Origin of the sequence: Neisseria sp. HMSC055H02, from assembly GCF_001813335.1 — a bacterium.
GTDB lineage: Bacteria > Pseudomonadota > Gammaproteobacteria > Burkholderiales > Neisseriaceae > Neisseria > Neisseria sicca_C.
This window is the reverse complement of the sequence record NZ_KV812071.1, coordinates 1-13,010: the sequence shown is the minus strand read 5'-3', so window position 1 is coordinate 13,010 and position 13,010 is coordinate 1. Positions and strand designations below refer to the sequence as shown.

6 protein-coding genes are annotated in these 13,010 nt (G+C 53.7%); 4 read left to right on the top strand and 2 right to left on the bottom strand.

Translation table 11 applies throughout. From position 1 onward, the window contains the following. Nucleotides 1-53: 53 nt before the first annotated feature. Together HMPREF2907_RS02325 and HMPREF2907_RS02320 are read left to right on the top strand one after the other, a co-directional pair. Entirely contained in the window at nucleotides 54-1,553 is a 1,500-nt protein-coding gene (locus tag HMPREF2907_RS02325) for a DASS family sodium-coupled anion symporter (protein WP_083310652.1), read from the top strand. Nucleotides 1,554-1,701: 148 nt separating this feature from the next. After that, nucleotides 1,702-2,490 (top strand): class I SAM-dependent methyltransferase, encoded by a 789-nt coding sequence (locus tag HMPREF2907_RS02320; protein WP_070679624.1) that lies wholly within the window; start codon nucleotides 1,702-1,704, stop codon nucleotides 2,488-2,490. Nucleotides 2,491-2,771: 281 nt separating this feature from the next. Here HMPREF2907_RS02320 and msrAB read toward each other — a convergent pair whose 3' ends face one another. Beyond that, nucleotides 2,772-4,340, bottom strand: a complete 1,569-nt coding sequence (gene msrAB, locus HMPREF2907_RS02315) for a bifunctional peptide-methionine (S)-S-oxide reductase MsrA/peptide-methionine (R)-S-oxide reductase MsrB (protein ID WP_070679621.1) — start codon at nucleotides 4,338-4,340, stop codon at nucleotides 2,772-2,774. Nucleotides 4,341-4,486: 146 nt separating this feature from the next. Between msrAB and ftsY the strand changes: the two genes are divergently transcribed. Continuing rightward, the gene (gene ftsY, locus HMPREF2907_RS02310) at nucleotides 4,487-5,938 is read left to right on the top strand and encodes a signal recognition particle-docking protein FtsY (RefSeq protein WP_083310651.1); all 1,452 of its coding nucleotides are present in this window, start codon (nucleotides 4,487-4,489) and stop codon (nucleotides 5,936-5,938) included. An 84-nt stretch (nucleotides 5,939-6,022) separates the two neighbouring features. On the opposite strand, the gene HMPREF2907_RS02305 is transcribed toward ftsY, so the two are convergent. Continuing rightward, a complete protein-coding gene (locus HMPREF2907_RS02305; RefSeq protein ID WP_029609441.1) occupies nucleotides 6,023-6,271 on the bottom strand; it encodes a BolA family protein in 249 nt (82 codons plus the stop codon). Nucleotides 6,272-6,840: 569 nt separating this feature from the next. Between HMPREF2907_RS02305 and HMPREF2907_RS02300 the strand changes: the two genes are divergently transcribed. Continuing rightward, nucleotides 6,841-13,010, top strand: a 6,170-nt coding sequence (locus HMPREF2907_RS02300; RefSeq protein ID WP_070679617.1) for an ESPR-type extended signal peptide-containing protein, incomplete at its 3' end; no start/stop codon positions are given.

The following is a 13,010-nucleotide window of genomic DNA, read 5'->3' as shown; positions in this document are numbered from 1 at the left end:
GTCCTGATTTAAAGTTAATCCACTATATTGTCGATTCAAAAAGGAGTGTCGGTATGGAAAAAATCGGTTTCAAACCCATACCCGCTGCGATTGCGGTGGGCTTGGCATTATTGATTTGGTTCGTCATCCCCGTCCCTGACGGCGTGACGCCGCAGGCTTGGCATTTGTTGGCGATGTTTGTCGGCGTGATTGCGGCGATTATCGGCAAGGCGATGCCGATCGGGGCATTGTCGATTATCGCCATGATGATGGTGGCTTTAACGCAGGTAACGGTACCCGAGCTGGGTGCGGACGGCAATCCGATTAAAAAGCCGGCGGATGTGGCAATTAAGGATGCCTTGAGTTCGTTTGCCGACCCGCTGATTTGGCTGATCGGTATTTCGATCATGATTTCGCGCGGGATTTTGAAAACGGGTTTGGGCGCACGTATCGGCTATTATTTTATTTCGGTGTTCGGCAAGAAAACGCTGGGTATCGGTTACAGCCTGGCCCTGTCGGAGCTGATTCTCGCGCCGGTCACGCCCAGCAACACCGCGCGCGGCGGCGGCATTATCCACCCCGTGATGAAAGCGATTTCGACCAGCTATGATTCCGACCCTGAAAAAGGAACGCAGGGGCGCATCGGCCGCTATCTGGCTTTGGTGAATTACCACAGCAATCCGATTTCATCTGCAATGTTCATCACCGCCACCGCACCCAATCCGCTGGTGGTCGATTTGATTGCCAAGGCAACAAACAGCGAGATTCATTTGAGCTGGGGCACTTGGGCTTTGGCGATGCTGCTGCCGGGTTTGGTGGCGATGTTTCTGATGCCGCTGGTGCTGTATTTCATTTATCCGCCCGAAATCAAGGAAACACCCAACGCGGCGCAGTTTGCCAAAGACCACCTGAGAGAACAGGGGCCGATGAACCGCGGCGAGAAAACCATGTTGGCGATTTTTGCCGTATTGCTGATTTTGTGGGCAGGCGTTCCGGCGATGATTTTCGGCAAGGCTTTCGCCGTCAGCCCCACCACCACCGCCTTTATCGGCTTGTCGCTGCTGCTTTTGTCGGGCGTGCTGACTTGGGACGATGTCTTGAAGGAAAAAGGGGCGTGGGATACGGTAGTATGGTTCTCCGCGCTGGTGATGATGGCTTCTTTCCTGAACAAGCTCGGTCTGATCGGCTGGTTTTCGGATATGCTCGGCAGCAACATTAAAAATACCGGCATGGGCTGGGTCGGCGCGTCGGCTTTGCTGATGCTGATTTATATGTACGCGCATTATATGTTCGCCAGCACCACCGCCCACATTACGGCGATGTTCGGCGCGTTTTACGCGGCAGGACTGTTTTTGGGTGCGCCGCCGATGGGGTTCGGTCTGATGCTTGCCGCCGCGTCAAGCCTGATGATGACACTGACCCACTACGCCACCGGCACCGCGCCTGTTGTTTTCGGTTCGGGCTATACGACGCTGGGCGAATGGTGGAAGGCGGGCTTTATCATGAGCGTGGTAAACCTGCTGGTATTTATCGTTGTCGGCGGATTGTGGTGGAAGGCTTTGGGCTATTGGTAAGGTCGTCTGAAATCCGCTCAAACAAAGACCGGCAGGCGCATTTCTGCCGGTCTTTAACCTTGTATAATTTGGTTTGAAACCTGCGCCAACCTACATCACACCGCAAAAAACCACCCCTTCAAAAAAGAAGAAAAAGGTCGTCTGAAACATGAACCCCCAAGACAAACGCTGGCAAATCCACCGCCATCTGGCCCAAGACACCGACGAGCGGCTGCAAATCGTCCGCAACGCGCCCAAACGCATCCTGCTGGTCGGTGCGGACGCGGACATCAGCCGCAGCCTGCTTGCCGCGCGTTATCCGAACGCCGTATTCGAAGAATACGACCCGCGCGCCGATTTCCTCCAAACCGCCGCAGCCGCGCGCAAAAGCGGTTTTTGGCAAAAACTCACCGGCAAAACCGTCCCGCAACACTGCCAAGCCTTGACCGACCCGCTGCCCGAAGCCTGTGCCGATATGTTGTGGGCGAACCTCAGCCTGCCCCGCGCGGACGAAATCCTGCCCGTCCTGAAAAATTGGGCAAACGCTTTGAAAACAGACGGTTTATTATTCTTCACCCATTTTGGCCGCGACAGCCTGACCGAGCTGACAGGTCGTCTGAAAAGCGCAGGGATAGCCTGTGAAACGCCGACCTTAATCGATATGCACGACCTCGGCGACATGCTTGCCGACAACGGTTTCTACGACCCCGTGACCGATACCGCCAAGCTCGAATTGAGCTACCGCAAGGCGGCGACGTTCCGGCAGGACATGGAAACCTTAGGGCTATGGCACGCCTTGAAATTCAGCGACGCCCAAGCGACTGAAGCATTTGTGGATAAGATTTTTGAAACCGAAGGCGGTCTGACCGTCACGCTCGAAACCGTGTACGGCCATGCCGTGAAGAAACTGACGCTGCCCGAGGGGGAAAACGTGGTGCGGTTTTATCCGAAAGGCTGAACGGTTTGTCGGAATGAATGAAAGGTCGTCTGAAAACTTGAAAATCAGGTTTTCAGACGACCTTTCTTCCTTAGCTGATTCATTCAACTTTCAATACGCCTATTCCCATCGGCTGTCATTTTCACGCAGGCGGAAATACAGAGGCTTGAAATGAAGGAAATCGCGAAACATTTCTGAAAATGATAGTATGCAAGTCTGTTATTTCGATTCACTAAAATTTGCGGGCCGGGCATTCATACCCGACCCGCCGTTTTCAGACGACCTTTCGTGTTATCGCGCCTTTATTTCACTTTGCCTTTCAATGCGCCGTAGCCTGCCGCGTCCATTTGTTCCAGCGGGATGAATTTCAGGCTCGCGCCGTTGATGCAGTAGCGCAGGCCGCCTTTGTCTTTGGGGCCGTCGGGGAAGACGTGTCCCAAGTGCGAATCGGCGGCATGGCTGCGCACTTCGATGCGGCGCATGTTGTAGCTGAAATCGTCGTGTTCGGTAACGGCGGCGGCGTTAATCGGGCGGGTGAAGCTCGGCCAGCCGCAGCCGGAATCGAATTTGTCGGCGGAACTGAACAGGGGTTCGCCGCTGACGACGTCCACATAAATGCCGGGTTTGAACAGATGGTCGTATTCGTGGCTGAAGGCGTATTCGGTTGCGCTTTTTTGGGTAACTTGGTATTGCTCTTCGGTCAGGATGCGTTTGAGTTCGGCATCGCTGGGTTTTTTATACGTTGCCGCGTCGAAGCCTTTGCCTTGCGGGGCGGCTTTGGTTTTGCCCGGCAGCGGTTCGTCGGCTTTGCGGATGTCGATGTGGCAATAGCCGTTGGGGTTTTTAATCAGGTAGTCCTGATGGTATTCCTCGGCGTCGTAGAAGTTTTTCAGCGGCTCGTTTTCGACGACGAGGGGCTGTTGGTATTTTTGCTGCTCGCGTTTGAGGGCGGCGGCGATGACGGCTTTTTCGGCGGGGTCGGTGTAGTACACGCCGCTGCGGTATTGCGTGCCGGTGTCGTTGCCTTGTTTGTTGAGGCTGGTCGGGTCAACGACGCGGAAATAGTATTGCAGGATGTCGTCGAGGCTGAGTTTGTCGGCATCGTAGGTGACTTTGACGGTCTCGGCATGGCCCGTGTCGCGGTAGGACACATCTTCGTAGCTCGGATTTTTTGTTTTGCCGTTGGCGTAGCCGGATACGGCGTCCACCACGCCGTCTATGCGTTGGAAATAGGCTTCCAAGCCCCAGAAGCAGCCGCCGGCGAGGTAGATGGTGCGCGTGTTCATGATTTTTGAATCCTTTTTCTGTGTGTCGGGTTTGTAGAACGCGTTTTTCAGACGACCTAAATCGGCATTCGGGTCACGGATTAACGCCAATGCCTGCGCTTCGTTGATGCTGCCTTTGACGATGCGCTGCACGTCGCCGTCTTTACCGATTAACGCCCACGAAGGGTAAACGCTGATATTCAGGCTTTGGGCGATGGTGCCGCCGTTGTCGGTCACGACGGGCAGCTTGGGATAGTTCAAACCGGCATACCATTTTTGAAAGTCGCCGTCTTTTTTCTCGTGCAAAAAGCCGGGGGACGCGACGGTAATCAAGTTGGCGGAGCTGAACCGCTTATCCTGCGCCCATTTTTCGGTCTGCCCCAATTCGGACAAACACAAAGGACACCAGCTCGCCCAGAATTTAATCAGGGTGGGTTTGTCTTTTTTCAAATAAACGCTGGCGGGGCGGTTGTCCGCGGTTTTCAAAGTGGACAAGGTGTGCGGCACGGTCGCGGCTTCGGCATCGGCGATTTTGGGCGAACAGGCGCCCAGCGCAAACAGGCAGCCGAACTTGGCGCAAAGGGAAAAGAAGGTACGGGGTTTCATCTCTAATGTTTCCTGTGTGGATGGTTTGTATTATTAGACGTTGAAGATGCCAAAACCTTACAGCCTGGATTTTCAGACGACCTTGCCGCGTAAAATACGCTACAATACGCTCTATTTCAAGCTTCTAAAATTAAAAGGAAAATTCAATGTTCAGCTTCTTCCGCCGCAAGAAAAAACAGGAAACGCCCGCTCAAGAAGAAACCCGCATTCAGGAAACCGCCGCCGAAGCCGTAGAACACGCCGAAACCACCGTTTCGCAAACGCTTGAAACGGTTCAGGAAAACATCGGCGAAAAAGCGGAAGAGCTGACGGCGGCAGTCGAAACGGCGGTAGAAAACGCAAAAGAACGCGCCGAAGAAATCCGCGAGACTGTGGCTGAACATGTTTCCGAAACGGTCGAACACGTCCGCGAGGCAGTCGGCGAAACGTCGTCTGAAACGGTCGAAAAAGTGGAAGAACGCGTTGAAGCCGTCGGAGAAACCGTTGCCGAAAATGTTTCCGCAGCGGTAGAACACGTCCATGAAGCGGTCAGCGACGGGTCGTCTGAAACCGCAGAAACTGTCGAAGCCTTAGAAACCCAAGCCGAAGCCGCGCCTGCAACATCCGAAGAACATTCCGTAAAAACCCCTGAAAATACAGCCGTCGCAACGTCGTCTGAAACCTCTGAACCGTCCGAAACCGAACCCAAACTCGGCTGGGCGGCGCGTTTGAAACAGGGTTTAACCAAATCGCGCGACAAAATGGCGAAATCGCTGGCGGGCGTGTTCGGCGGCGGGCAAATCGACGAAGATTTGTACGAAGAGCTGGAAACCGTGCTGATTACCAGCGACATGGGTATGGAAGCGACGGAATACCTGATGAAAGACGTGCGCAACCGCGTCAGCCTCAAAGGACTGAAAGACGGCAACGAGTTGCGCGGCGCATTGAAAGAAGCTTTGTACGACTTGATTAAACCGTTGGAAAAACCGCTGGTCTTGCCCGACACGAAAGAGCCGTTCGTCATCATGTTGGCGGGCATCAACGGCGCGGGTAAAACCACTTCCATCGGCAAACTCGCCAAATATTTCCAAGCTCAGGGCAAATCCGTGCTGCTTGCCGCAGGCGACACCTTCCGCGCCGCCGCCCGCGAGCAGCTTCAGGCATGGGGCGAACGCAACAACGTTACCGTCATTTCGCAAACCACAGGCGATTCCGCCGCCGTCTGCTTCGATGCCGTCCAAGCCGCCAAAGCGCGCGGCATCGACATCGTGCTGGCCGACACCGCCGGCCGTCTGCCCACGCAGCTTCATTTGATGGAAGAAATCAAAAAAGTGAAGCGCGTGTTGCAAAAAGCGATGCCCGACGCGCCGCACGAAATCATCGTCGTCCTCGATGCCAACATCGGGCAAAACGCTGTCAACCAAGTCAAAGCCTTTGACGATGCGCTGGGGCTGACGGGGCTGATTGTGACCAAACTCGACGGCACGGCAAAAGGCGGCATCCTCGCCGCGCTTGCCTCCGACCGCCCCGTCCCCGTCCGCTACATCGGCGTGGGCGAAGGCATAGACGATTTGCGCCCGTTTGACGCGCGCGCTTTTGTGGACGCGTTGCTCGATTGATACCGCCGCATGGTAAAACAGTAAACAAGAAGGTCGTCTGAAACGTTTTCAGACGACTTTCTTCTTGCCTGCTGTACGGCTGGCTTATTGCTGCTTCGCCGCCCATTCCGCAGGGGTGGCGGCAACGGAAATCGACAGCGCGTGCAATTCGTTGCTGGCCAATTGCGCCTTCAGACCGTCTTTAATCAGGCGGTGGCGGGCGAGGCGGGCTTTGCCTTCAAACTCGGAAGAAACGATGACGGCGAAAAAGTGATGTCCGTCGCCTTCGACTTCGACGTGTTCGCAAGCGGCAACGCCTTCAATCAGCGATTTGACTTGTTCTGGGGTAAGCATTTGTATTCCTTGTTTCAAAAACATAGCGGCATTATACAGAATAATGCCGCTTAACATCGCCAACTTGCTGAAGATGGTATCCGAAACATCATTCATTAATATTTAATCAGCATAAGGTTTACAGAGGTCGTCTGAAACGTTTTCAGACGACCTCTTTTCTTATTTTGGATTCCGGATACTTAAAAATATCATTTTTCCAGTACGGATGAATTCAGGAAAAAGGATTTTGGCATATAAATTGCTTTCAAATAAAAGATAAAGTTTCACTTTAATTGCAAAATAAAGTTAAGAAAATAGAAGATATCAAAGATAAGCGGACATATAAATAGCCAAAAGGTCGATAAACGATGCTTGGGAGATTGTTATCTTAGGTATAGATAAATTCTGAAATTTGTTCGAAAGTGACAATATCCGTCATATCCGTTGAATGATTTTTGCAATTGAAATATCGGTATCGAATACGGTGTTTTCATTTTCAGTGTTGGTCCGGAATTTTAAAAATCAGGTACTTCCGAAAACCAATAATATATTAAATTTATTTGTTTAACATTTTAAAACAGAGAGACAGCATGAATAAAATCTATCGTGTCGTATGGAACGAAACCACACAGACGTGGAACGCGGTGGCAGAATTTGCCAAAGCGCATGGGAAAACGGCTTCATCAGGTATAGGCGGCATCGTTGCCTCCGCAGGCGTGCGCTTCGCGTTTACCGCCATTATGTCCGGTCTGCTGCTTGCAAGCGGTCAAGTTATGGCGGCAGAAAATAACGGACAAACCCTTGCCAACGGCAAAACCGTCGCTGAAGCTGTCGAAGGTACCGACTACAACACCTGCTATTTCGATACCACCAGCTACAACGTGGTTTGCGGCGACGAGACTACGAAAGCTTCAGATGTCATACCCGGAACCATACCCAAACAAGGCAAATCCGTCGTGATGGGACAAGGGGCATCTTCCAAAGGGGAAACCAATGTCGTTATCGGTGCCAATTCTTCCACTGCAGGTCCGAGTGATGAGCCGTCCCGTGCAACCGGTGCAATTGCCATTGGTGCGGCGGCAAGTGCCAACCACAATCAATCTATCGCCATGGGTCAGACGGCATCAGCAAAAGGTGAGGCTGATGTCAGTATCGGAAAATTGGCAGGCGATACCGTTTCTTCCGGCGGCCGCAATATTTCCATTGGCGAGAGCGCACTGAAAGGAGGTTCGGGAGTCAATAATGTCATCGCCATCGGTTCGTCGGCGGGCGTTGATTCCAACAGCAGCCATTCTGTTTACATCGGTACCGGTGCGACAGGTTCGGAGCCTAAAAACATTTCCATCGGATACCTGGCCAAAACCAAAAGCGGCAGTATCGCAGTCGGCGACAGCTCGAATGCGCAGGGCAGTTCCTCCGTTGCGATCGGTACCAGCTCCGTTGTAACCGATATCGCAGGCAACGGTGTTGCAATCGGTTTTAACTCCACTACTTCGGGGTTGAGTGCCGTCGCTATCGGCGGTTCGAGTTCATCCGGCAGAGGTGCCAAAGCATCAGGTCCTGCCAGCTTGGCAATAATGGGTACTGCTGTGGCTTCAGCGCAACGGGCGATTGCTGTGGGTGAGTTGGCTGCAGGTTCGGGAGCTTACGGTGTTGCCATCGGCGGTAAAGCGAATGCGCAGGGCACATCATCCATCGCGATTGGCGGCGGTCAGGCGGCGGATAAAGGGGCGACTGCGGTTGGTCATTACTCAACAGCCATCGGCTATGGAGCCAAAGCAGGCAATTCGGATGCCATCGCCATCGGTTCGGCCGCAAATGCTACCCCAAAAGATACTACTGCCGTCGGTAAAAACAGCACGGCAAACGGCCTGCGCGCCACAGCCTTAGGCGTGGACAGCAATGCAGGTGCTGAAAACGCCTTGGCTGCCGGTCCGCAAACCACTGCTTCTGCCAAAGGCGCGATTGCTGTCGGTTTTGCCACTCAGGCAACCGGTATGAGCAGCGTCGCAGTCGGTAAAGAAGCGACTGCTACTGCAGAAACTTCTACTTCGCTCGGACAAAACAGCCAAGCCACCGCCAACAACGCCGTTGCCATCGGTAACAAAGCCCTAGCGGCAGGTACGGGCAATATCGTAGTAGGTACGAACGCAGGTGTTTACGATGCTGCCGTTTCCGCAGGGCGCACAGTCGGTGCGGACACCGTCTATATCGGCGCGGACAGCGGTCGCAATGCCTATACCAACGAACGCCAAATCTCCATCGGTAAAGGTACGGGCAACAACGCTACCGGCGTAGACAATATTGCCCTCGGCTTGCGTTCCGGCGCATTCGTGTCCGGTGCGAACAACGTCGCTATCGGTAGGGAAGCAGGCATGGGTACGGATGCCCAAAAACTGAACGTCACTTCCACTGTCGCCATCGGTGAAGCTGCAAAAGGCAGCTTCAGCAACACCGTCGCCATCGGTAAAACCGCATTGGCAGAAAAAGAATCCGCAGTTGCCGTCGGTATGGTTTCCAAAGCCAGCGGCGACAACTCCGTCGCCATCGGTAAGACTGCCAATGCCAGCGCACACGAAACCGTAGCCATCGGTCACGAGACTGTTGCCGGAGCCGTTTCTTCCGTCGCGGTGGGTCAGCGTGCCAACGCATCGGGCAGTGAGGCGGTCGCATTGGGTATCGATTCTAATGCCTCCGGTCGTTTTGCCGTAGCCATCGGTAACATGGCGAAGGTAACCAACAGCAAGCTCAACGGCATTGCCATCGGCAGCAACGCTGTCGCTTCAGAAGACTATGCAATGGCGATGGGTCTTGACACCCAAGCAACGGGCAACAGCTCGATTGCCTTTGGTAATACGACTAAAGCACTTGCTGCAGAAGCTATTGCTATCGGTCATTCCGCCAATGCTGCGGAAGGCAATACTGTCGCCTTGGGTGTATCTGCGGCTTCGGCAAAAGCAGGTGCGGTTACTTTGGGTGCATATACCAAAGCTGATGCTGTCAAAGCACTTGCCTTGGGTTACGAATCCCATGCCGTCAATGAAAACGATGTTGCTTTGGGTGGCGGCAGTTTGACCGAAGCGCACCACAGTGGCGATTACACACTGAACGGTAACTACACAGCCGCCGGTACATGGTCTTACGGTACGGTTTCCGTCGGTAAAGTCGATGCAGCCACCCCTGCCAACAACTTTACCCGTCAAATTCAAAACGTCTCTGCGGGTGTTATCAGCGCAACCAGCACCGACGCCATCAACGGCAGCCAGCTTTACGCGACCAATTCTTACCTGCTCAACTTGGGTAACAACGTCAAAAACGCCTTGGGCGGCGATACCCAAATCGATAATGAGGGCAATCTGACCCTGAGTAACTTGGGCGGCACAGGCACAGCCAATGTTCATGACGCTTTGGAAGCGATGAACAACAAAATCGACCAATTAGGCGGCGGCAGCTCCAGCCATTTTTACAGCGTTAATACGGCCTCTGATACCCGAGGCAACTACAACAATAACGGCGCAACCGGATTGGATGCTCTGGCAGCAGGCGCAGATGCCCAAGCTGCGGGCGAATTTGCCGTAGCCGTCGGTACGGGCGCGCAGGCGGTAATTTCCAACTCTATCGCCATTGGTAAAAACGCTACTGTCAACGAAGACACGGCATCCGATGCGAGTGTCAACGGTTTGACTAAAGGTGAAGGCTCCGTCGCCATCGGTGCGAACACCAAAGCCAGCGGCACCAACGCTACCGCCGTCGGTCAAGCGTCCAACGCCTATGGTCAAAACTCCTTCGCAGGCGGTCAGTCTTCCAAAGCATTGGGCAAATCCAGCGTAGCGGTCGGTGACGGCGCAATCGCCAACCAAGATTCCGCCACCGCAATCGGCGCATACAGCCAGTCCACGGCGGCAGGTGCGACCGCGTTGGGGCACAATACCCGCGCAACTGCTTTCGGTACTGTCGCGGCAGGCCGCCAAAGCAAAGCTTCTGCCAGCAATGCCTTAGCATTGGGTAACGAAGCAGACGCACAAGGGGAAGATGCCATCGCCATCGGCTACAACGCCCAAGCCACGCAAAACCGTGCCGTAGCCTTCGGTAAAAACGCCAAAGCCACCGCAGGCGACACCTTTGCCTTCGGCGATGCGGCAAAAGCCTCTGCAAGCAACGCTATTGCGCTCGGTAAAAACGCCAATGCCGCTCATGCAGACTCCATCGCATTGGGTGCCAATTCCGCGACTGAAGCAGCCGTTCAGACGACCTCTGCCACCGTTGGCGGTCTGACTTTCGGCAACTTTGCAGGTAACGCCCCTGAGTCCACACTCAGCATCGGCACGGCAGGCAAAGAACGTACGATTACCAACGTCGCCGCAGGCCGCATCAGCAACAACAGCACCGATGCCATCAATGGCAGCCAGCTTTATGCAACTCAAAACGTCATGAACAACATCGGTAAGAGCGCAGTCGGCGTATTGGGTGGAAACGCAGCCATTACGAATGACGGCACTATTAAGATGACTAACATCGGCGGTACGGGTGAAAGCACTATTCATGATGCCATTGCTTCCATCAACAACGCCTCTTACAAGTCGTTCAAGCTGAATACGGCTAAAACCAACAATACCAATGGTGTTGCTGAAAACTATTCTTTGGAAGAAATTACCAATGGTGCGACCATTACGTTGGAAGCAGGTCAAAATATCCGTTTGAGCCAAAATAAAGGCGCAGTCAGCATCAATACCGTTGATAATCCGACTTTTGCCGGCAAGATTACGGCAAATGGCGGCTTGGATATGGCAAACAACAAAATTATCAATGTTGCCAAAGGCAGTGATCCGTCTGATGCAGTGAATTTTGAGCAGTTATCGGATGCAATTAAAAACGTCCATGTAACTACATTGACTACGGTTAGTAATTCAACACCGTTCTCCTATATTGGTTCCAACGGCAAAATGTTGAGACGTGAAGTCACCGTTGATCCGCTTACGCAAACGCGCACCGTTAAGTTTGTCGATGTAGAGGATAACTCTGTCTATACAGGTAATGACGTAACGATTGCCGCATTGAATCCGACCGACCCTCAAACTTCGACTCCGACGACTATCGGTAACGTTAAAGATGGCCAGAAGCAAAACGATGCGGTAAACGTATCCCAGCTTGACAAAGTTGCCAAAGCACTTGGCACGAAGGTTAATCCTGCCGACGGTACTATTACTGCACCGGATTACACAGTTATTTCAGGTAATCCGGATAGTAGCAGCGTAGCGACTTACCATACTGTCGGAGAAGCATTAAGTGCGTTAAGCGATGCAGTACGCACTCCTCTGACGTTTGCCGCTGATGCCGGTACGCCCTCAACTCGACGTTTGGGCAGCACTGTGACTGTTAAAGGCGGTGAGGCAGATGAAGCCAAACTGTCCGACAGTAACAACATCGGCGTGGTTTCAGACGACACGACCGGCACGCTCAACGTCAAACTGGCGAAAGAGCTGAAAGGTCTGACCTCGTCTGAATTCGTCGACGCAGCAGGCGGCAAAACCACCGTTTCTGCAGACGGCGTGACCGTCGGCACGGCGGCAAATCCCGTCAAACTGACGACCGAAGGTCTGTCTAACGGCGGTAAGAAAGCAACCGACATCGCTGCCGGTGTGAACAATACCGACGCCGTCAACGTCAGCCAGCTCACTCCGTTGGCAACCGCATTGGGCGCAACCGTCAATCCGACTACCGGCGCGGTTGAAGTACCGAATCTGGTCGTAACCAAAACCGACGGTACGCAGGCCGCACCTGTCAACACCGTACAAGGCGCGTTGGACAACATCGGTACCGAGCTGCAAAAAGGCCTGACTTTCGGCGGTGACAACGCAGACAAGAATTTCGAGCGCAAACTCGGCAACCAAGTCTTGGTTAAAGGCGGTGCGGATGCGGCGAAACTGTCCGACAACAACATCGGCGTGGTTTCAGACGACCTTAACGGTACGCTCAACGTCAAACTTGCCAAAGATTTGCAAGGTTTGAACAGCGCGCGGTTCGATACCGACGGCAGCTCCACGACCATCAATGGCGGCAACGTTACCTTGGTTGGAAAAGACGGTGAAGTCAACGCTTCGACAGCCGAAGGCAATACTTTGACCGACAAGGCAGGCAATACCACCAAATCCGTCGCGGGCAATATCGAGCTGACCGAAGCGAGCGGCAATACCAACTTGCTGAACGCAAAAGGCATCGAATTGAGCAATACCGACGGCGGCCACAGCGCGTTCAAAGCCGACGGCAGCAGCATTTCCGACAAAGACGGCAACAAAGCCGACACTACGGCAACCGGCATCACCCTGACGCCGGCACCAAACAGCGGCAAACAAGCTGTCAGCCTGACCAAAGACGGTTTGGACAACGGCGGCAATAAAATCGCCAACGTCGCCGCAGGCGAGGCAGATACTGATGCCGTCAACGTTGCCCAGTTAAAAGCCAATTCAGGTCGTGTGGAAAGCGGCGACGACAACATCGTCGTTGAAACCGACAAAACAGGCGGTTCTAACGTTTACAAAGTTTCTACCGCTAAAGACCTGAAGGCTGACAGCCTGACCGCAGGCGAGACCGTTGTGAACAACAACGGCGTCAAAGTCGGCGACAAAGTAGCGCTGAGCAAAGACGGTCTGAAAGCAGGCGATGTGAACATCACTGCTGACGGCATCGACGCTGGCAACAAAGCCATCAGCAACGTAGCCAAAGGCGTAAAAGCCACCGACGCCGTCAACGTCGCCCAGCT

Coding starts and splice junctions, on each gene's coding strand:
- ftsY (WP_083310651.1), top strand. CDS start 4,487: ATGTTCAGCTTCTTCCGCCGCAAGAAAAAACAGGAAACGCCCGCTCAA.
- HMPREF2907_RS02320 (WP_070679624.1), top strand. CDS start 1,702: ATGAACCCCCAAGACAAACGCTGGCAAATCCACCGCCATCTGGCCCAA.
- HMPREF2907_RS02305 (WP_029609441.1), bottom strand. CDS start 6,271: ATGCTTACCCCAGAACAAGTCAAATCGCTGATTGAAGGCGTTGCCGCT.
- msrAB (WP_070679621.1), bottom strand. CDS start 4,340: ATGAAACCCCGTACCTTCTTTTCCCTTTGCGCCAAGTTCGGCTGCCTG.
- HMPREF2907_RS02325 (WP_083310652.1), top strand. CDS start 54: ATGGAAAAAATCGGTTTCAAACCCATACCCGCTGCGATTGCGGTGGGC.